General features: G+C 46.6%; 15 protein-coding genes. 8 read left to right on the top strand and 7 right to left on the bottom strand.

All coding sequences use genetic code 11. The features are described from left to right. The 5 genes from QUB12_RS23235 to QUB12_RS23255 all read left to right on the top strand — a co-directional run. The coding region (locus QUB12_RS23235) for a transposase (RefSeq protein ID WP_333308565.1) at positions 1-711 on the top strand (711 nt) is incomplete at its 5' end. 21 nt (positions 712-732) lie between these two features. Next, on the top strand, positions 733-1,794 hold the full coding sequence (locus QUB12_RS23240; protein WP_333144065.1) for a hypothetical protein: 1,062 nt from the start codon (positions 733-735) through the stop codon (positions 1,792-1,794). A gap of 31 nt (positions 1,795-1,825) precedes the next feature. After that, positions 1,826-2,908, top strand: coding sequence for a tetratricopeptide repeat protein (locus tag QUB12_RS23245; RefSeq protein ID WP_333144064.1), 1,083 nt, complete (start codon positions 1,826-1,828; stop codon positions 2,906-2,908). A 110-nt stretch (positions 2,909-3,018) separates the two neighbouring features. Beyond that, complete coding sequence (locus QUB12_RS23250) at positions 3,019-3,525, top strand: tetratricopeptide repeat protein (protein WP_333144063.1); 507 nt, start codon at positions 3,019-3,021, stop codon at positions 3,523-3,525. 105 nt (positions 3,526-3,630) lie between these two features. Beyond that, positions 3,631-4,680, top strand: a complete 1,050-nt coding sequence (locus QUB12_RS23255) for a tetratricopeptide repeat protein (protein ID WP_333144062.1) — start codon at positions 3,631-3,633, stop codon at positions 4,678-4,680. 70 nt (positions 4,681-4,750) lie between these two features. Here QUB12_RS23255 and QUB12_RS23260 read toward each other — a convergent pair whose 3' ends face one another. Both QUB12_RS23260 and QUB12_RS23265 read right to left on the bottom strand, forming a co-directional pair. Further along, positions 4,751-10,216: a WD40 domain-containing protein gene (locus QUB12_RS23260; RefSeq protein ID WP_333308566.1), complete on the bottom strand. Its 5,466-nt coding sequence runs from the start codon at positions 10,214-10,216 to the stop codon at positions 4,751-4,753. Positions 10,217-10,901: 685 nt separating this feature from the next. Beyond that, positions 10,902-12,233: an ATP-binding protein gene (locus QUB12_RS23265; RefSeq protein WP_333144060.1), complete on the bottom strand. Its 1,332-nt coding sequence runs from the start codon at positions 12,231-12,233 to the stop codon at positions 10,902-10,904. Between the two features lie 337 nt (positions 12,234-12,570). Between QUB12_RS23265 and QUB12_RS23270 the strand changes: the two genes are divergently transcribed. Continuing rightward, positions 12,571-13,473 carry an FtsQ-type POTRA domain-containing protein gene (locus QUB12_RS23270; protein ID WP_333308568.1) on the top strand — a complete coding sequence of 301 codons (903 nt, stop codon included), beginning with the start codon at positions 12,571-12,573 and terminating at the stop codon, positions 13,471-13,473. Positions 13,474-13,808: 335 nt separating this feature from the next. After that, the gene (ftsZ, locus tag QUB12_RS23275; protein WP_333144058.1) at positions 13,809-15,083 is read left to right on the top strand and encodes a cell division protein FtsZ; all 1,275 of its coding nucleotides are present in this window, start codon (positions 13,809-13,811) and stop codon (positions 15,081-15,083) included. Positions 15,084-15,237: 154 nt separating this feature from the next. Here the strand turns inward: ftsZ and QUB12_RS23280 are convergent, their stop codons facing one another. Next, positions 15,238-16,017 (bottom strand): MBL fold metallo-hydrolase, encoded by a 780-nt coding sequence (locus QUB12_RS23280; RefSeq protein ID WP_333308570.1) that lies wholly within the window; start codon positions 16,015-16,017, stop codon positions 15,238-15,240. A 274-nt stretch (positions 16,018-16,291) separates the two neighbouring features. Here QUB12_RS23280 and thiD point away from each other — a divergent pair, with 274 nt between their 5' ends. Then, complete coding sequence (gene thiD / locus QUB12_RS23285) at positions 16,292-17,101, top strand: bifunctional hydroxymethylpyrimidine kinase/phosphomethylpyrimidine kinase (RefSeq protein ID WP_333308572.1); 810 nt, start codon at positions 16,292-16,294, stop codon at positions 17,099-17,101. Positions 17,102-17,227: 126 nt separating this feature from the next. Here thiD and dndE read toward each other — a convergent pair whose 3' ends face one another. The 4 genes from dndE to QUB12_RS23305 all read right to left on the bottom strand — a co-directional run bounded on the left by dndE (position 17,228) and on the right by QUB12_RS23305 (position 21,611). After that, positions 17,228-17,629, bottom strand: a complete 402-nt coding sequence (gene dndE / locus QUB12_RS23290) for a DNA sulfur modification protein DndE (RefSeq protein ID WP_333144054.1) — start codon at positions 17,627-17,629, stop codon at positions 17,228-17,230. A 266-nt stretch (positions 17,630-17,895) separates the two neighbouring features. Continuing rightward, the gene (dndD, locus tag QUB12_RS23295; RefSeq protein ID WP_333308574.1) at positions 17,896-19,893 is read right to left on the bottom strand and encodes a DNA sulfur modification protein DndD; all 1,998 of its coding nucleotides are present in this window, start codon (positions 19,891-19,893) and stop codon (positions 17,896-17,898) included. Positions 19,894-20,553: 660 nt separating this feature from the next. Beyond that, positions 20,554-21,006 (bottom strand): IS200/IS605 family transposase, encoded by a 453-nt coding sequence (tnpA, locus tag QUB12_RS23300; protein ID WP_333308576.1) that lies wholly within the window; start codon positions 21,004-21,006, stop codon positions 20,554-20,556. A gap of 461 nt (positions 21,007-21,467) precedes the next feature. Next, positions 21,468-21,611: a hypothetical protein gene (locus QUB12_RS23305; protein ID WP_333308578.1), complete on the bottom strand. Its 144-nt coding sequence runs from the start codon at positions 21,609-21,611 to the stop codon at positions 21,468-21,470. Between the last annotated feature and the right edge of the window lie 99 nt (positions 21,612-21,710).

The following is a 21,710-nucleotide window of genomic DNA, read 5'->3' on the forward strand; positions in this document are numbered from 1 at the left end:
GGCTATAAACCAGGAATAGTCTTGATGGATGCAGGGTATGGTAATAACACCAGTTTTTTACAAGAATTAGAAAACCGCAAATTAAAATATATCGGAGGAATCGCCAAGAATCGCAAAGTAATAATTCAAAAAACCGAAAATGAAACAGAGGAAATTCGAGTAGACAACTTAACAAAAGCTTTACCTGTAGGGGCTTTCACAAAAATTCAACTCAATCTCGAACGACCGAGAACAGTATGGGTAGCAATTAAGGAAGTCGAATTATCAAAATGCACAGGTAAGAAAGTAATAGCCATCGTCATGAATGCAGAGACTTTCGATACCGCGACTGAAATAGATTATTTGATGAGTAATGTTGACTTATCAACAGCGACAGAGGAGTGGATAGTAAAAACTTATTCACAAAGAAATTGGGTCGAAGTTTTCTATCGGGAAGCCAAGGGCTGGTTGGGGTTAAATGAATATCAAGTCAGAGATGAAATCAGCCTGAAAAGACATTTCATTATGGTGTTTTGTGCCTACACTTTCATTCTCTGGCATACCTTAACAGGAGGATTAAGGCGCAAATGGGCAAACAAACCTTTAAACACTTTTAGTGATGCACTCGAAGCATTTCGGACAGCCATATCTTTTAGGTTTGTGAAATGGTTGAACCAAAATTGGGACGTATTCTCCGCTTATAAAGCCAGTTTAGGCTTTGTTTGGGCTTAAAATTTGTTTAAGTCCCGTTATGTGGAAACGTTTGACGTATCCGCTCCCAATGCTCAAAACGCAGCGACAGCTATTGTCGATACTCTTATCGACTTTGTAAGACGCAATCAAACAAACCCAAGAGTTGAATTTGAGAAGATTATGATTAGAAGTTCCAAAGGAGAGCGATTAGTATATAAGAGTCTTAGCGAACTTGAAAATAATCGCAGTACAATTTCGGAGGCATTACAAGGATTAAATGGGACAGATCGGGATTTTATCAATACCTTCTGGCGGGCGAAGGTCGATGGAAACCGTTTTATCGGCATTACTAAGGTTTTAGGCATCTCCGCTAAACAGGCAACTACTGGAGAGATTCTTTTCTCTACTCAGCCTTTCTCTGAGGATGCAGAATTTTACCTAATCGAAGAAGATACAAGCACCACAAATCTTCCTTTGGAAACTCGACCGGGTGGAGCGGAGTTTCAGACTGCCTTTATCCTTAAGCAGCCCGAAACATTTCCCAAGGAAAAACTGGGTTGGTATGCCAGTACAATGCGTAAAGAGGTATTCGAGCTGGTATTCAATAACAAAAAAGACCCGGAATCAGGCTATAACCCAGATGGGAAATATCTCAAAGCGGCCAAACGTGCATTTAACTATTTCATGGCTCTTGGTAACATAGAAGCAATGGAAGCTATAACACCTGTTTTCAGCACACTGCAAGCACAGGTTAACCAGCAAGTTACCGTTATGGAAGCGATTCGAGCCGCCTTGAATCCTGAAGAAGTATCTACTAGAATCCTTAAAACTTATGATGCTGAAGCAATGCTCAATAACGTTGCCAACATTATCGATGGTCTTCTACCGGGAGTTGGAGGCGAGGTGAATAAAACACCCGCTCAGATAGCTGCGGAATTAAGAGAATTTGCCGCACAGCTTGAAGAAACTTCTGACGGATTCTTGAAACAAAATAAAGATCAAGGTAATAGCCTGGCTATATTATTGAATTCAGCTAAATCAACGATTAATCGCGGTGTGAGAGAGATGGTTCAACCAATATTGGATACCTACCTAATCAACTACCATCAAAACCTCCCATAAAACGTTTCAACTCCTACCCAATTGTGTTGCTATGACTGAATTTTTCTTCCCACCAAAAGACGTAAAAGCAGTCAACCCAGCAGAAGCCAGAAGGCTGTTTGAGCAAGCCAATCATTTCTGGTTTGAGGAAGGATGCTATCACCTTGTCCTACCGCTTTATCTAGAAGCCCTCAAGTACGACCCCACTGACCCAGTAATGCTCTATCAACTGGCTGTGGTTCTGCGGGCGTTTGAGCGCTTCGATGAGGCAGCACTTGCACTCGAAATGGCATCTCTTCACCAAATCCTTCTCAGCAAAATAGGCAGAAAACTTTTAGATAGAAGGAAAAAATGGCTGCTGAAACATCTTTATAATGCACGGCCCTTGCCCATACCAGCAATAGAAATCGACATAAAACAATTTGTCTTAAAGACTTTTAATTATAATGAGTGGCTTGAAATTGCTATTGCTGCTAGCGAGCGGAGAATGTTTCTTTTGGCAGCAATTACCTATGACAGAAGTCTGCCTTTTTCTGAATTCCAAAAAACTTGGGAAGCCGAACAAGCCAGACTTAATAATCAGAGCGATATCGCAATATTAAATAATCTGCGACCATCCGCCAGACAGCTATTTGAGAAAGCCAATCATTTCTGGTTTAAGGAAGGACGCTATCACCTTGTTCTACCAATTTATCAAGAAGCCCTCAAGTACGACCCGACTGACCCAGTAATGCTCTATCAACTTGCGGTTGTGCTGCGAGCCTTTGAACGGTTCGATGAAGCTGTGCAAGCACTCGATCTGGCATCCCTTTATCAAGACCGTCTGAGTGAGAGGGGCAGAAAGCTTTTTGCTACAATGAAAGAGTGGCTACTGCAACGTCCCTCTTATAGGCCGCCTCTGCCCATTCCCGCGTGGGAAATCGACCTCAAGCAACTTTATTCGATGAATTTTAATAGGAATAATTGGTCTGTAATTAGTGCTGCTGCTGAAGATCGTAGAATGTTTCTTTTGGCTTACGAAACTTATCTTAATGGTAAGGGTTGGTATGACTCTGAAATACTTAAGGAGGAAGAAGAGCTGCGACGCGAGAATGAGAGCGATCGATCGAACTTAAATTATATGCGACGAGATTAAGGTAACTTCTCTGTGCAATATTTCAAACTTACTTAAGACCTTACCATCAAGACATTAGTCCGAGACCATAATTCACATTGTTGCCAAAGTCAAAGAGGAAGTTGAGAACTATGAATCACATAGAAGCAAAGCGGTTATTTGATGAAGCGAATCGTCTGTGGTTTGGGGATATAAAGTTCAACAAAGTGCTACCTCTGTATCGAAAGGCCCTGAAGTACGATCCAACCAATCCTGTCATTCTCTATCAGCTAGCTAACGTGCTGTGGGCTTTTGAACAATTTGACGCAGTGCCAGCGTTAGTTGCCAAAATAGAAAAACACTTAGACCGTTTCAGCGATTTCGGGAAAGAAATGTTTGCTAAAGAAAAATCCCGGTTGCTCGCTCCATCACCTTTCAAAACTCCGATGCCCATACCAGCTTGCTCCATTGACTTAGAAGAACTTGATTCAAAGCGTTGGCCTTGGGAGAAATGGATGGACATTAGATCGCCAGCAGAACAGCGCAGAATGTTTAACTTAGCAGCCCGGGATCGAGATAGAGGTTATCTTTTCGATGGTGACTCAGCAAGAGAGATATGCAAATTAGACGATAAAAACAGCGATTGTTTTGATGATTGACTACTAATGTTCCCCGATGCAAAAGAGTAAAAAATTCTTTGAAAAAGCTGAGCTTTTTTAGAGAAATTTGAAGAATCTCAGCTTTTTCAGAACGAGTGGAAAAACATGAATATCATAGAAGCAAAGCGGTTATTTGATGAAGCGAATCGTCTCTGGTTTTCGCAAGGAAAGTTGAACAAAGTATTGCCACTGTATAGAGAGGCCCTGAAGTACGATCCGTCTAATTCTGTCATTATCTATCAGCTAGCTAACGTGCTGTGGGCTTTTGAAGAATTTGACGAAGTGCGAGCGTTAGTTGCCAAAATAGAAAGAAACTTAGACCGTCTCAGCGATTTCGGGAAAGAAGTGTTTGCTAAAGCAAAACCCAGGCTGCTTTCTCCATCACCTTTCAAAACTCCGATGCCAATACCAGCTTGCTCCATTGACTTAAAAGAACTTAATTCAATGGGTTTATCTCACAAACAATGGATGTGTATTTCATCAGCAGCAAAACAGCGCAGAATGTTTAACTTAGCCGCCCTGGGTGAAGAGCGAAGTTTTCCGTTTATCACTCGTCAATCACAAATAGAAAAACGCAAACTCAAGCAAGAAAACGACAATTGTTTTGGGTATTTAGAACTAATGTTCCCAGACGCAAAGCGATTATTTGATGAAGCGAATCGCCTCTGGTTTGGGTATGGAAAGTTCAACAAAGTATTGCCACTGTATAGAGAGGCCCTGAAGTACGATCCGTCCAATCCTGTCATTCTCTATCAGTTAGCTAATGTGCTGTGGACTTTTGAACAATTTGGCGAAGTGCGAGCCTTAGTTGCCAAAATAGAAAAACATTTAGACCGTTTCAGCGATTTCGGGAAAGAAATGTTTGCTCAAGAAAAATCCCGACTGCTCGACCCATCACCTTTCAAAACTCCTATGCCAATACCAGCTCGCTCCATTGACTTAGAACAACTTGATTCAAGGGGTTGGTCTTGGGAGAAATGGATGGACATTGGATGGCCAGCAGAAGAACGCAGAATGTTTAACTTAGCAGCTATGGCTGAAGAGCGAAGTTGTATTTTTGATGGTGACTCAGCAAGAGAGATATGCGAACTCTACCAAAAAAACAGCGATTGTTGTGATGATTTACTACTAATGTTACCCGAAGCAAAAGAGTAAAAAATCCTGAAAAAACTGAGCTTGTTTCAACTGTATCCCAAGAAAAAATGAAAGGAGCAAATGACTAAAACTAAGGTTTTGCCCCAACCCCGTCACAGAGACGCCGATCGCGATCGCTCACATTAGGATTAGTTCTCAAATAATCTCCCACCCAGTCACAGCCCCTCACCAGCAAATCGTCAAGATCCAAATTCCACAAAATCACCCGATTATCCCGGCCTGCAGAAGCCAGAACCTTCCCATCCGGGCTAAAACTCACACTCATCACACTATCCTTGTGACCCGTCAAAGTTTTCAGCAAAGTCCCGCTGCGACTCCACAGCTTCACCTTATGATCGTAACTGCCCGAAGCAACCAACAAACCATCCGGGCTAAAACCCACGCTAGTCACGCTGTCGCTAGAACCCTTCAGCAGCGTCGCCACCAAAGTCCCATCTACCTTCCACAATTTCACCGAATTGTCGTAACCAGCCGAAGCCAGCATTTTGCCATCAGGGCTAAAAGCAACCCCCAACACAAAACTGTTGTGAGCTGCTTCAAAAGTTCTTAGCAAACGACCGTCCCGATTCCAGAGTTTGAGAGTACCATCATCGCTTGCAGAAGCCAGCATCGAGCCGTCGGGACTGAAAGTCACCCCAGTCACCCAGCCTGTGTGTCCCGTCAAAGTCTTAATCAGCCTGCCGTTTCTAGTCCAGAGTTTCACAGTCTTATCCTTGCTAGCCGTTGCCAGAATCTCGCTGTCGGGGCTAAAACTCACGCTCATCACGCTGTCAGCGTGGCCGTCGAGAGTGAACAGCACAGAAGGCGAACACGGGAATAGCGGAGCCGAAGGACAAGGGAGAATATTATTCATGCCATCTTCTGTCAAACTCCACACCTTCACCGTTTTGTCGTAACTCCCAGAAGCAAGTAGCTGGCCGTCGGGGCTGAAACTGACGCTGGCGACTCTCTGAGTGTGTCCTTCCAAGGTTTCGAGCAAAACTCCCGTGCGACTCCAGAGTTTGATAGTGTTGTCCGTAGAAGCAGAAGCCAGCCTTTGGCCGTCGGGGCTGAAAGTAACGCCTTGCACCCGGTTTTGGTGTCCGTCGAGGGTTTTGAGCGGCACGTCATCGAGTCGCCACAGCCTGATAGTTTTGTCAAAACTTGCCGAAGCCAAGGTTTTGCCTTCCGGGCTAAAACTCACCTGAGTAACTCGATCGGCGTGTCCCTCAAAAGTTCTCAGTAAGCGACTCTCTGGTTTAATGTTGCTAGCATCGGTTGGGCGTTTGTCGCCAACACCAGCAAGACTCCAGAGTTTGACAGTCCCGTCTGCACTTCCAGAAGCAAGTGTTTGACCGTCGGGGGAGAAACTGACACCAAATACCCACTTGCTGTGTCCCCGCAAAGTTGCGAGCAGTTCACCTTTTTTTGCTGGTGTTGAATTTTCTGTTGGTGGGTGTTTGAGTGCAGCGAGGCTCCAGATTTTCACCGTTTTATCTTCACCCGCACTGGCGATCGTTTCACCATCGGGGGAGAAACTGACGGTGTAAATTTTCGAGGGTTGTCTGTTTTCGCTGTGCCATAAATTAGCGATTAACTTACCGTCGGAACTCCACAGTTTCACAGTACCGTCATCGCTCGCCACAGCGATTATTTTGCCGTCGCGGCTGAAGCTTAGCCAATTTACGGGAGCAAATTGTTCGATCGTTCGCAGCAGCGTGCCATCGGTTTTCCAAAGTTTGATAGTTTTGTCTGTAGAGCCACTGGCGATCGTTTGACCGTCCGAGCTAAAAGCAACGCTGGTAACGCTATTAGTATGCCCTTTGAAAGTTGCCAGTAAACTGCCGTCTGTTTGCCAAATTTTGACAGTTTTATCTAAACTGGCCGAGGCTATGATTTTGTTGTCGGGACTGAACGTGACACAGGAGACGCTGTTAGTATGACCTTTAAAAGTTGCCTGCAAACTGCCGTCGCGCCGCCAAAGTTTGACTGTTTTATCTACACTGGAGGAAGCTATTGTTTCACCGTCTGGACTGAAGCTAAGACCCCAAACTACATCGCCGTGTCCTTCCAAGCGGTTGCGTTCTTTGACTCCATAAACTGCCTGCTGGAGGGCGGCAGAAATCAGAATTTCGGTGTCTTTGAGAGTAGACATTTGTTGGGAGTGTTCGATCTGTTTCCACTTTTTACCAGCTCTCAAACTTTCCATCATGGCGTCAAATTTGTTGTTTGAGAAATAAAGTGCTTCTGAAGCGGCTGTCAGGGTACTGATTTCGGCTCGCTGAGTTTGAGCGACAGCTAGCTGTTTTTGACCCACAGCCCGCCACCAAAAATTTACGGCGGCGATGGTGGAACTGGTGAGCAGCATGACGCCGATCACTGCTAATCCCAGCAGTTGTTTGAGAAAAGTATTGGCTCGGTAGAGCTGTGCTTGACTCATTTTTTTGTCTGCTTCTGCTTTGTGCAGTCTCGCTTCTAAGCCGAATCTTTGGCGGATCGGTCGCACTAAATAGTCGTGTACCAATTGATAGCGGTCTTCGGGGGCTTCCCGTAGCAGAAATAGCAAACCGTGACCAACTAAAATGTCTAAAATTAAGTCGAGGTTGTCGGTTTTCTTTTGTCGGCTTTCAGGGTCTTTGGCGAAGTGTCGCGGTAGGGGAATTCGGTTTCTGCCGATCGCCGATAATTCGGTTTCGCGGGCATCGGCTGGCTGCGAGCCTGTAACTAATGAGAGTTCGTGTTTAGTTTTTATCAGTCTAACGCCTCTTTCATCTGTCAGGGAAAACAAGATTTTCCAAGCTGCGTCTTCGTTAACCAGGCCACAGTCAGAGATGACTCTTTCGAGCGATCGCTTCACTAATTCCGCTTTGGGATTGTCCCCCAATTGCTGGTATTGTGCTAGACTGGTAATACCTTCTTCTTGTAGTTGCGCTCCTACTACCTGCAATTCGATTGGTCGCACTTCTTGCAGTTCGTCTGCTAAATCTTCTACGAAGGCATCGATCAGTGCCGGCTCTAAATAAAATTCCGCCCGTTCTGTTAAGTGTCCGATGACAGCCCGCGCGTCTTTGATAGAAAAACTCCGCAGTTGGTAGCGGATACTTTTGTCGAGAATGTTATTGTTAATAGCGTCAAGATTAGGGAAGCGATCGCAATCTAGTAAGTAGTGCAAATAATCTTCGCGCAAGCACAGAATGATCTTGACATAAGGCAAGTTCAAAAACAAACGCAAAAAATTATAAAAAAGTTGTCTTTGTGCCACTGAAGTCGAAACAAAGAAAAACTCTTCAAATTGATCGAAAATCAGCACAGTCAACAAATTATTTGTGGCATTTTCGCGCAACTGCTCTATAATAAAAGAAGAGACTTCCGAGCTGCGAGCCGGAATCAGCGAGCAACTTCTTTTGTGGATTTCCTGTAGTCCTTTCGAGATTAATTTACTTTCCTCTTCGGCTTGTTTGTCGTACAGTGCGCTGTTCAAAGCATTTTCTAACTCCACCAGCCAGTCGGTGTAAACTTTGACTACTACAGGCAATGTATCCCGCGCGCCCGGAGTAATATTTTTCAAAGCTGGTACTAAGCCGGCATTGACTAGAGAACTTTTCCCGACTCCGCTGGGCCCATGAATAATAGTTAATTTATGGTCGTCCCTGCTAATTCTTTCTAGCAAGCTATTGATATCTGTTTGGCGCGAGTAAGCTGTCATTTCGGCTGCGATGGCAGCTTGGTTTTGAGCTGAGGGGCCTGAAGGATTGACCGCTTGGCGCTGCTGCTGCAATTGGCTGGCTCCGATAAAAGCTCTAAATCCGTATTGATATTCGATCGAACGCTGGGTTTTTTTAATCCGAAACGCTTTAAGATACTCTCCCTGCTCGAAATAAACCGCTTGTAATTCCGTCAAAATATCGATGTAAAGTCGGGGGTCGTACTTCGGCTCGCTTTGAGATTGAGCCAACTCCAAAGAACGAACCGCCGCTTCCCACTGGCCTAGCTGCCGCAAACTTCGGGCTAAAAGTAAAAGATACGAACTCCTGTCGGATTTAGGATGTTGGATTTTAGATTTGGGTTCGTTACTTAACTCATTAGGGCCCAGAAATTCTGGATAATTTCCCTCAAACCCCAATCTCAAATCTTCAATCAGCAATCTCAAATCATTAGGCGTTTGATCCAAAATCGCCAAAGCCAACTCGGCTAGCTGGCGGGCTTGACTCCACCTCGACTCTTGCAGGGCAACTTCAGCCAAAAAGCCGTAATCTTGAGCTAGTTGGCTGGGAGTACCGTAAGTGAAGTGCAACTGCAAAGAATTTTCAGCTAATGCTTGCAACTCTCCCCAAGCTTTCAGGCGCTGCAGCACTTCTCCGAGGTGTGCTGTCACCTCAGCTACTAATTCCGGGCGTGAGGCCAGGGAGAAAGCGTTTCTAGATTGTTCCAGGCTAATCCAAGCTTGTTCCCAGTGCTGGCGGTTGGCAACCGGGTTTCTGGCTGCTTGCAAGCGGTGACACAGGGCTATGTGAAACAGCACTATGCCTTCTCTCTCTAAAAATAAAATATTGGGGACAGGATTCGACAAGGAGGGGAAGGTTTCTGGGTTTTCGGAATTTTCCAAGTTTGCCAGTTCCCAGTTGCCCGTTTGCTGCTGCCAAAATGCTAAACTTTCTTGGTAGTGAATTAAGGCTGTTTCGGTTTGATCGCTGACATAGTAATCTCGACCGAGAACGAATTGCAGGCTGGCTTTGAGGGCGGGTTCTAATTCTTCACCGCGATTTTGTAAATCTCTTAAAGCTAATTCTAGTTCTCGGCGTGGCAAAGAGCCGATCGCCAAATCGAAGGTATTGCCCGGACTCAATGGCGAATACGAGTGGACATCTGATTGTCGTGGGTTTTGGGGCCCTGAGTTAAAAGTTAGAAAGCGTTCTCTGGGGCTGAGTTCGCGCTCCATGTCGCGTTTTTCGCACTGGGTGTCGCAGGTCTCACAATTAGCGATGGTGCTGACGTTGCTGCTGGCGAGTTCTTGATTAAGTTCGCCTATTTTAAATATAGTATCGGCCCGCCTAGCGAGGAAATTAATTAATTCGTCAACGCCCATTTCAAATTTAATTGTGGCGGCGGCCCAACTTTTGAAATCCGGGGCCAGACGAATCATTTTGGTCACGATATCATCTGTTACCCACAAAATCACTGGGCAGGAAAAATTTTTGCGAAATTCGTCTCGCACTTGATTGGTAGAAGCCATCAATTCGTCGATCGCTACTACTGTTTCTAAACCGAATACCATCAAAGCCGAGGCGGCACCGACAGGCGAGTACCCCTCGTGAAAAGTGCTTGCCTGCAGGGTCGTGTAGAGGGTTTTAACTGAAGGTGGCAGGACGATATCTTGAATTGGAACTGGGGACACTTCTCGCAGCCGCTGCGCTATTGTCTGCCGCAACTGCTCGTAGTTGCAACGCACCAAAATTAGCGAGAATTGGTGTTGAGACATTGTGATTGACCTGACCAGAGTTTTGAGCGATCGCTCGTTGTAGTTGGCAGTTTCTTGTACCTTAATTAGATCGGTCATGCGTGCACCTCTTTTGCATTAATCAATTACCTAACGCTCGCCAATCGTGACTGAAAGCGTATCTACTTAGACATCGCCGTCTCTGTCTCACGCTTTATCTCTGTATAAATACGTAGTTTTCCGTACTTGTCCTATCAATACTTACATATTTATTAGATCCAATGTAAAGATATCATACCTCTCAATCTCATAGAATGCTAGACTTGCCAATAAAAATTTAAGGTTATCTTAGATTTTTTGATTCAGGTATATATAAAGGACTACAGATCGTAAATAGCCAACCGCTAAGTTTATCCTTATAGCGACGACTAGCTATTAGTAAACAACTCCCATATATCTGTAGCAGGCATTTAACACAACAGCCAAAACAATTGTCGTCCGGGATGGGATTATGTGAAGTTAAGAGCAACAGGTAAAAACAGACATAGGGGGTATGACATTGCAGATATGAGAGTTGAGAGTGGGCAAAGTCCTTAGTGTGGTGGCAAAGTTTTACAGGACAATAACATTCACCGCCTATAGCCAGCATTCAACAGAAATCTGCCAGTGGCAAAAACCGCTGGCAGATTTCTGTATTGGATGGTAAAATTTCGGATTTTTGAGCGATGAATTTTCCGTTAAATACTTTCTAAGTCCCTCGTGGTTAAGGGTTCTTAGAGTGGCGAAGCTATCTCAAAAATCCCAACTATTTTGCTTCAGTGCGCTGCAGCCACTCCTTATATTTTCTGGTTTCTGCTAGGGCTGGATTAATCCCAAACCAACGACCTTCTTGATCGCGGTATTCAAAGACAAACATACTTCGCAACAAGATTTGAGACTCTTCTTCGCCGGTTACACTTTGTCGGTTGACGACTTGAAACAGCAATTCCCATTCCATGTCATTGATGGCTCCCAAAAGGTCATCGCGATATTCTTGAATGACGCTTTCGAGGCATTCGCGAGAGAAGGGAGGGTCTTCGTGCTGCAAACAGCTATACAAAAGCATCAGTAGATTGCGAACGTGACCGCCACTAATCCGACAAAGCCGATCTAAAGTTTCGGGAGAGTCAAACACCTGGGAAATCAAATCAAGGCGTTGAGGGGGAGCAACTTTCGGGAAAGCTCTAGCTAATACTAGCTGCCGCAGCAGTGCCATTCCTTCGAGGTGGTCTTCGCCCGATCGCACTTGCACTGGTACCATCGGCATCACCTTGGGCTTGACTCCAAATCGACTGGCGAGGCGGCCGAAGTCGTTGGAAAAAATCAAAGTCAGGGGAATCGTGTAGACGACATGGCAACTGAGTTTTTTCAACTGTTCGCCGCGGTCTAAAAACAGGTATTCTGGCTGGGTGCGTCCGTTGGGTTTGATGCAGGGGTCAAGGCGATCGAGGTTGTCAACGATGACTGCGAGTCCTTTTTTGCCTTGGTGCTTGAGTTCGGCGTTAGCTTTGTTGAGGAGTTCTTCGTTGATGGACTGCAAGATGCTGTTGGTGCGGGGTTCGAGATATTGCCTGAGTTGCGATCGCAGTTTGGGAGAGTCTTTCGTTTTAGCCGTAACTTTAGCAATGCCTATAGATAACTCCGCTTCCGCTGACAAATCTATGGGAGTCTGCAAAAATTCTGCCACTTCTGCAAACAGATTTGTAAAATAGCTCGGTCTGAGTTTGATTTTAGCGGATTCCATAGTTTCGCTGACTTGGCGCGCAATGCTCAGCAAAATATCGCTGATATCTACATCACCCATGTCTAAGTCTTGGGAAGACTCGAAGTAAACGACGCAAAAACCCTCTTGTTCGAGCTCAGCTTTGAGTCGAAACAATTCCGTAGATTTGCCACAGCCGATATGTCCTGTAAATAGCTGACAGGTTGGCTGGTCAGGCGAGATGCGGGTAATGGTTCGCTGTAAAGATTCAATGATTTTGCCGCCCCGCACGGAACCAAAATCAATGTAGTATTGATAATCCCCTGGGTCTCCCGCAACAAGGGTCTTGCTGGGGTTGCAGGCTTTATAGAATCTGTCTAATTCGAGTGCGATCACAATGGAAGCCGAATAAAAGTTAAAAAGTTAATCGAAAGTCTAAACTTTCTTTACTTGAGTTTAGTTTGATTTGTAACCTTTTGCCCTGTGGGGTAATGCCCTAAATACCCAAAGAACCTTTATCTGGTAAGGGGTTTTCCCGGCGCAGGAATTGGGAACTTTTAATTAATAATTTTTTATTACTTAGCGGTATCCGTGATATTACTGATATTGGCAGGAGTCTGGGTAAATTTGCGGGGATCTGGTTAAATGGTAGGGGAAAACAGGGCTCAAGAGACAGAGATTAAACAGTTTTGAATTTGTGCTAATCCTTAATTACTATATTGTCAAGACGTAGATGGCTAGTTTTGGAGCGGTTTCTCAAACAGAGTTAGGGCGCAGGCGCCAAAAGTTGCGGCAGCAGAGACGCGCTCGATTGGCGGCTGTTGTGTGGCAAATGCTGGCAGCAAGCGCGATCGCCGGGGGTTTGCTGTGGTGGATTGGGCAGCCGGCTTGGTTGATTGCCCGATCGGAACAAGTGAAGGTGGAGGGCAATCAGTGGCTATCGGATAAGGCGGTGCGGTCTTTGGTTCCGCTGTCTTACCCGCAATCATTGTGGGGGATTCAACCGCAGGCGCTGGCCCAAAAGCTGGAGTCAACGGGGCCCATCGCTAAAGCGAAGGTGACTCGTAACTTGTTTCCGCCGAGTTTGACTATAGAAGTGGCAGAACGCCTGCCGGTGGCGATGGCGCAGCCGACGGCGATGTTGAGATCGAACAGTGACAAGGAAAAAGTGGGGTGGCTGGACGCTCGCGGAGGTTGGATGCCGTCGGATAGTTATACTGCTGTACGATCGCACAATAGTTCGATCGGGCCCGGCAGCATTCCGGGAACGCAGCCTCAGCGTTCTTTGCCAACTTTAAAAGTCATCGGGCCTTTGGAACAGTATCGCGCCTATTGGCCGAAGTTTTACCAAGGACTCAGCGGCTTGACGGTGAAAGTGTTTGAGATTAATTGGCAAAACCCGAACAACTTGATATTGAAAACAGAGATCGGTACCGTACACTTAGGGCCGTACAGTTCCAAGACTGCGGAGCAACTTAAGGTTTTAGACCGAATGCGACAATTGCCAAAACAGATAGATTCAAGCAAAATAGCCTACATTGACTTGAAAAATCCTGCTTCGCCGATCGTCCATTTGCCACAACTCCCCGGCAGTTTGGAAAGTTCAACTCCCGCACCCACTCGCGCCCAGAATTGATTCTCTGTCAACAGAAGGTAGAAGGTATCGATCGATAGGCAGAATTTTTGCCCATCAGGATCTATAGGCAGGGCTTGCAATCAGCACAGTTTTTGGATAGCGCTCCGCGTCTGGGGCTAGTATCCATTTTTTTTCCTTCTGCCTTGCTTACAATTGCCTTGATCCGGTCAAGCACCTTGATGGCGTCAAGCGAGGTCTGGGCTAGCGAGGCCGGCAAAATCCGAGATTGCTAACATTAAGCATCCATCAGTGTTAGTTTTTCGCGCAACTTAGCCTATAGTTGATTGTGAATTGGCGTTTAGTTAACAAGCTCTAATCTACCATCCCCGACTCTAATGAAGCTTAATAATAGACAGGGGTCTGACCAAGACAGTCCCCCTTCGGAAGAAGTAAAAAATTTTCCGGTGGCTGCAGATTCCGCCAATCCCTTTAGACGCAAGTCTGGTTATGTAAATGTAGATAGTATTGATATCGATCCTATGGTCAATCCCAAAGACATAATGCCCAGCAGTGCCGCCAAAATCAAAGTAATTGGCGTCGGCGGTGGTGGGGGCAACGCCGTTAACCGGATGATTGCCAGCGAGGTTTCTGGTGTCGAGTTTTGGTGTGTGAATACAGATTCCCAAGCTCTGGTTCTCTCAAATGCTCCGAAACGCTTGCAAGTCGGACAGAAGTTGACGCGCGGTTTGGGGGCGGGGGGCAATCCGGCGATCGGTCAAAAGGCTGCGGAGGAATCTCGTGACGAGGTTGCTAATGCTCTGAATCACGCGGATTTGGTATTTATCACAGCCGGCATGGGCGGCGGTACGGGCACGGGCGCGGCTCCGATCGTGGCTGAGGTCGCTAAGGAAATGGGCGCCTTGACTGTAGGCATAGTAACGCGGCCTTTTACGTTTGAGGGACGGCGGCGCACCAGCCAAGCTGAGGAAGGGATTGCGGCTTTGCAAACCCGGGTGGATACGCTGATTGTAATTCCTAACGACAAGCTGCTGTCTGTGATTTCGGAACAAATGCCCGTACAAGAGGCTTTTCGAGTTGCTGACGATATCCTGCGCCAAGGGGTTCAGGGTATTTCTGACATTATTACTATTCCCGGTTTGGTGAATGTTGACTTTGCTGACGTGCGGGCAGTAATGGCTGATGCGGGTTCGGCTTTGATGGGCATCGGCGTGGGTTCTGGCAAGTCGCGGGCTAGGGAGGCTGCGATGCAGGCTATTTCTTCGCCTCTGCTGGAAGCTTCGTCTATTGAGGGCGCTAGAGGTGTGGTGTTTAACATCACGGGCGGTACTGACATGACGCTGCACGAGGTGAATGCGGCGGCTGAGACGATTTACGAGGTTGTCGATCCGAATGCCAATATTATTTTTGGAGCGGTGATTGACGAGCGGCTTCAGGGCGAAATTAAGATTACTGTGATCGCTACTGGTTTTTCGGGGGAAGTTCCGGCGTCTCCGCCTCCGGGGCGGACGCAAAATGTTAATGCTCCTTGGCGGGCTGCAACTGTGCCGGTGACTCCTGCTCAACAGACGCCCGATCCGAAAGCGAAACCGCCGCAGGATTTGGGATTGGATATTCCTGAGTTTTTGCGTAACCGTCGCCCGCCAAGATGATTTTAGATTTTAGATTTTAGATTGGGGATTTGGCGATTTTGGATTTGGCGATTTTGGATTTTAGATTGGGGATTTGGCATTGAATCTCCACTCTCCCATCTAAAAAATCGAAAATATCGATCATCTAAAATCTCAAATCTAAAAAATCTAAAATCTAAAATCTAAAATCTAAAATTTCCAGGGTTTGTCCTGGTTCGGGTTCGAGGAGTTGGGTGGAGAGTCCCGATTTTGCTAGTAAATCGCGAAATTCGGGGATGCTGCCGATCGATCGCACTAACATTGGTAAAATGCCTGTGGCTCGGATGTCTCCCGTCGCTGTAGGCAGAAAAAACCGAGGTTTCAGTGTTTGGGCGAGGCTGAGGGCTTCGGAAGGTCCGATGATGACTTGTCCGAGGAATGGGAAGATTTGACCGATGACTGGGGCGATGGCTACGTCTACTGTGTCTATTTTCTGTTTGACTTTTTCTAATGGTGGCAGGTGCGGTTCGTAATAAAGTGTCTCGCCGCTGCTTAAATCTTTGAGCAAATAGCCGTTTTCTTCTTGTCCGGGCCCGATTTCGGCTCCGGGTACGGCAGTAATTTGTAACTTTTCTTTAAAATTTAACTCTTGCCAATTTGCTAAAGATGTGATATGGGTGTAGCCTAAACTGCTGAGGACTTTGGCGGCGGTGGGTGAGGCGATCGCGGGAATTGTGCGATCTAGCTGTTCGAGTGTTGGTCTGTGACAGTGGTCGTCTAATCCTTGGGAAATCAGGATGAGGTCGATCGGCGGTAAGGTGCTGGGAGTGAAGGCGACGGGGGTGTTGTGGTAGGCGGTGAACAGCCAGGGTTGACCGTAAAATACGAGGGGATCGACCAGCCAGGGATCGACGAGGATTGTTTGGCCGGCGATGTGGAAGATCCAAGAGTTGAGGTCGATTCGGGTGATTTTCACAGTGGTTTGCAATAATTCTTTACATTTGGTTTAATCATAGCTAATTTTGTTTGGGAATTTTAACCCCTTCGGAAGCACAGGCGGGACGCCCGTGCCACGGGGAAGCACAGGCGGGATGCCCGTGCCACGGGGAATCACAGGCGGGACGCCCGTGGCACGGGGAAGCACAGGCGGGACGCCCGTGCCACGGGGCAGCACAGGCGGGACGCCCGTGCCACAGATATGATTGGGATGTGTCTGGGGAATTTTGGTGTTTATCTGGGGTTGAAAGAAGATGATTAAATCTAGGATTCCTGTGGCTTTGACTGTGGCGGGTTCCGATAGTGGCGGCGGGGCCGGAATTCAGGCGGATTTGCGGACTTTTGCGTTTCACTGTGTGCACGGTACGAGTGCTTTGACTTGCGTGACGGCTCAAAATACTTTGGGGGTGATGCGAGTTGATGCTTTGTCTGCTGAGGCTGTGGCGGCTCAAATTGAGGCGGTGGTTGGGGATATTGGGGTACACGCTGTGAAAACTGGGATGCTGCTGAATCGGGAAATTATGGCGGCGGTGGCTTCACAGGTGGAAGCTTTGGGAATAGGGAATTTGGTTGTCGATCCGGTGATGGTTTCACGATCGGGCGATCGATTGATTGATGACGGGGCGATCGCATTTTTGCGGGATGTTTTGATTCCAATGGCTGCTGTCGTGACTCCGAATCGGTTTGAGGCTCAGATTTTGAGCGGTTTAGAGATTGTTTCTCTAGACGATATGCGATCGGCGGCGCAGCAGATTTATCGTTTGGGTGCGAAAGCTGTTTTGGTGAAGGGCGGCGGGATGGCGGGAGATTTGCGGGGAATTGATGTTTGGTTTGATGGTACGCGGTTGGATGTGTTGAAGACTGAGAATGTTGATACTCCCAATACTCACGGGACTGGTTGTACTTTGAGTGCTGCGATCGCCGCTAATTTAGCATTAGGTAAAGATTTATTGACGGCGGTGACATTGGCTAAGGATTATGTTACTACTGCTCTCAAATATGCTTTGGATATTGGGGAAGGTCAAGGCCCAGTAGGTCATTTTTTCCCCCTTTTAGTGAAATAAGAAGTTATTGGTTATTGGTTATTTATTTGTTGCTCGCTTGGGCCTGCTAATAACAACTGTCAACTGTCAACTGTCAACTGTCAACTGTCAACTGTCAACTGTCAACTGTCAACTGTCAACAATCAGTTAATTTCTTAATTTTTCAGGCGATAAAGCGATCGCCACCAAGTCTTCGATTTTCTTAATATTCGGATCGCCGGCCAAATAACCAATCCCTCGGTGCAAGTGCAGGCGAAATTGTTTGGCTAGAGTTTCTTTTTCTGTGCCTAAATTGTCTTGATAACAGCGCTGCTTGAGGGCAATTATCAAGATATCAGCCATGTCGCCGCCGAAGACATCCCAGCTTAATTCGACGTTGCTGTCGCTGGGAATTGGTACTGGCGATGGGATGCTGGGTTCGGCGAGCGATCGGCAAAATCCCCACCTGCATAGAATATTCCACTGATCGATTTTGGTCGATCGTTTCAGTTTTGATAGTTGGTCTTTGCCTGTTTGGGAGAGGCGGATGCGATCGACTGGTGGTTCCATGAGTTTGAGATTGTTTGGTATATTGTAAACAGTGTTAATATTGGGGAAGCAAAGCCTCTAGATAACCCGAAATATTTAACATTTTTTTACACGGCGCGACTTGATTAAATCGTTTTTTTTTGGTATTCTTATTTTAGTAGGATTTATCCTTAATAATGGGATGGTGGCAAAAATAAAATTTTCGCAACCATCCCATTATGATATATATACTACCGCAACTCCCCAGCAAAGTCAAGGGGGTTGCGGCTATTTTTTAGCGCGAATTTTTATTCCCAGAAGTAACCTTTTTCGACGGTGGTTTGGTGTTTGGCGGAGTCGTATTTGAGGAGGTAGCTGTGGGCGATCGCCTCTAATTCTTGGAGTTTTTCGTATTCTACTTTTCTAATTTCCGTGTCGGTAGAAAGCAGGATGACTTGGTGGCTGGCTGAGGGGAAATAGCGTTCCACTAGGTTGTTTCTGTGGGAGGAGTCGAGGCGGCCCAAGGGAGTGTCGATCGCCACTGGCAATTGTCTCCCGGATACTCTCGCTAATCCCCACAAAAAGGCGATCGCCAGCAGTTGTTTTTCCCCGGCTGAAAGTCGGTGTTTGGGTACCGGTTTGCCTTCTGGATCGTAAATGGAGAGGCTAAATGTTTGAGTGTCGATCGCAACTCTGTGCACGAGGTCGGTTTTGTGCAACAGGTAGCGGAAACAGTCGGTAATTTCTATTTCGAGTTTGTTGAGTTTTTTGAGGGTGAGTTTTTCTTTAAAGAGTTTCAGGGTAGCTTGGGCTTTGGCGATCGAAGCGATGACGTGTTGGCTGTTTCTGATGGTGATGAATTCGCTGCTGTAGTTTTCTAGTTCTTTTTGGTTTTTGGCTAATTCTCTCTCTAATTCATCGACGCGGCGGTTGGCTGATTCGCAGGCTGCTGCTGCGATAGCGACTGCTTTTTGGGCTTTCCTGACTTCTTCTTCTAGTTTTTCGTAGGCTTCGGGGGAAGCTGCGGCTGCGAGTTCTCTGTCTGTGAAGTCAATTTCTGATTCGATGTTTTTGATTTCTTCTATTTGGTCGCGGGCTAGAACTTGCTGGGCTTTGATTTGGTAGCTAAGAAGGTTTTCTAGTTGCTGGATGCTGTTGTTGTCGGCGTTCATCCAGGGCGGGGCGTCTGTTCCGGCTTGCTGTTCTAGTTCTTGGTTTTCTTGGCGGATGAAGTCTTGAATTTTATCTAGCTGTTGGGGATTTAAGGAGATTTCTGCGATATAGTTGAGAAGGCGATCGCTTCTTTGTTTGATAAGATTTTGGGCAATCTTTGCTTGCTGCTGGCTGGCTTCTGTTTCTGCTTGAATTTTGGCTTCACTTAGCAAGGGCGAAATTAGGGCTAGTGGTAGCGTATTTGATGCCAATTCCATCATGGTTTGACGGGTTTTTTCGGCCTTATTTCGGTAGTCATTTAGCTTGCTGTCTAGCTGACTGCGATCGGCGGCAATTTTCCCGCCTTCAGAAATAAATTTGTCTGATGCTTGTTTCTGATTTTTTTGAGCTTTATCTAATTCGTTTTTAAAGCTGGCTTGTTCTTGCTTAGCTAAGTCTATTTCATCAGTAATTGTCTTAAAACTTTGTTCGATTTTCTCTAAAGCAGCCAAGTCTTTTTTGCCAGCAATTTCTTTCCGCTTGCGGCCGGCTAATATTTCTAAATCGACTGCGAGGCGTTCTGCTAATTCTAAACCTAAAAGAGATTTAATCGCCCCGACGACAAACTCCGGCGGTGTTTCGAGTTCGGCGAGTTCTTTTACTTGTTCGCCGTCAAACAGAAATAGGTTGGATATTCCGACGGGCAAAAGGGTTTCGATGTATTCATCCCAGGTGTTAGTAATTGCTTTGTCCGACCACCAATCGCTGACAATCTCGCTGTATATCAGAATGCTTAAGTTGTCTTTGATATCTAATTTTTTCCAGTATCTAACTATTTTGAATTGAGTTAATTTGTCGTCTTGGACTTGTTCAAATGTTAGTTCGACGCGGGTATCTTCTAATGGGGGAGTGTGGCGGTTGACGCATTGATTGAGAAAGTCGCTGTAGCTTAAATTGCCTCTGGTGGAACATTGGGCGCGGCCACCGTAGAGGGCGAGGCGAATGGCGTCCATGAGGGTGGTTTTGCCGCCGCCATTCATGCCGCCAAATAGGATGACTGGGCAGGGATTTCCGTCTTTTTCGGGGCGGAGATTGATGGTTTGGGTGCCTGCATAGGGGCCGAAGTTTTTGAGGACGAGTTCGAGGAATTGCATTGTAGATGTTGTTGAGATGGGATGAAAGTTGGTGGGTGCGGTCGGCGTGTCCGACAGTCCGGGGTCGATCTGTGAGTCCGACGGTCCGACAGGGATTGAAATCCCTGTCTCATAGCTGAAGTCCTCTTGAAGAGGACTGAAGTTTGTGACTGTTGAATCTGGGTTTTTAGTCGGTTTTAACCGACTTTCGCTATTAGACGGGGATTTCAATCCCCGGCGGGCTTGTGGGTAAGCCTGATCTCGATTGGTCGATCTGTGAGTCCCCAGTCCGACAGGGATTGAAATCCCTGTCTCATAGCTGAAGTCCTCTTAAAGAGGACTGAAGTCCGGGCTCGTTTGATTTGGCCCTTCAGTCGGTTTTAACCGACTTTCGCTATGAGACGGGGATTTCAATCCCCGGCGGGCTTGTGGGTAAGCCTGATCTCGATTGGTCGATCGGGGTCGATCTGTGAGTCCCCCAGTACGACAGGGATTGAAATCCCTGTCTCATAGCTAAAGTCCTCTTAAAGAGGACTGAAGTTTGTGACTGTTGAATTTCGCTGTTCAGTCGGTTTTAACCGACTTTTGCTATGAGACGGGGATTTCAATCCCCGGCGGGTCTGGATGTAAACGCAATAGCTGCAGAGCCCGCGAGTCGGAGAGTCGGCCAATGTTTTTCAATTAATTCTCTGCCGAATTCTGGTGCCACCGGGTGGGTGGATTGTCTTGATCCGTGATTTGTTCTAAATGCGAATTGGTGGTTTTTTGCAAGTGATGTTCCTTTTGATTTATCACATAAGCGACTGCTGAGTCTAGTTGTTTTTGTCCTAAAGAAAATACTCCGTATCCTTCTTGCCATGAAAATTTATTGGGATTTTGCAAAGTTTGATTGAGATAACGGCTGCTGCTACCTTTAATATTTTTAACGAATTCAGCGAGCGATTGTGTCGGAGGAATGGAAACTATTAAGTGGATGTGATTTTCTGTGCCGCCGATCGCATGAAGGATGCAATTGAGGGTGTCTGCTTTGCCGATGATATAAGAGTAAAGTTCGGTTTCTTTTGCGGGAGATATGAGAGGCTGTCGCTCTTTTGTTGCCCAAACTAAATGATAGTACAGCCGCCACATTGCCATAAAGATTTTTCCTCCTAATTTTTTTGGTTAATTTATCATTTTGTGACCAAATCCGAGAGTGCGATCGGGGTCGATCGGCGTGTCCCACGATCCGACAGTCCGACAGGGATTGAAATCCCTGTCTCATAGCTGAAGTCCTCTTGAAGAGGACTGAAATCGGCGATCGTTTGATTTGGTTCTTCAGTCGGTTTTAACCGACTTTTGCTATGAGACGGGGATTTCAATCCCCGGCGGGCTTGTGGGTAAGCCCGATCGCCCCAAAGTGCGATCAAAAGGACTGAAATCGGCGATCGTTGAATTTCGCCCTTCAGTCGGTTTTAACCGACTTTCGCTATGAGACGGGGATTTCAATCCCCGGCGGGCTTGTGGGTAAGCCCGATCGCCCCAAAGTGCGATAAAGAGGACTGAAATCGGCGATCGTTGAATTTCGCCCTTCAGTCGGTTTTAACCGACTTTTGCTATTAGACGGGGATTTCAATCCCCGGCGGATCTTCGGGTAAGCCCGATCGACCCAAAGTGGGATAAAGAGGACTGAAGTCGGCGATCGTTTGATTTGGTTCTTCAGTCGGTTTTAACCGACTTTCGCTATGAGACGGGGATTTCAATCACTCCTAGGATCTTCGGGTTAGCCCGATCGCCCCAAAGCCCGATCGCCCCAAAGCCCGATCGCCCCAAAGCCCGATCGCCCCAAAGCCCGATCGCCC

Origin of the sequence: Microcoleus sp. B7-D4 (assembly GCF_036705125.1) — a bacterium.
Lineage (GTDB): Bacteria > Cyanobacteriota > Cyanobacteriia > Cyanobacteriales > Microcoleaceae > Microcoleus.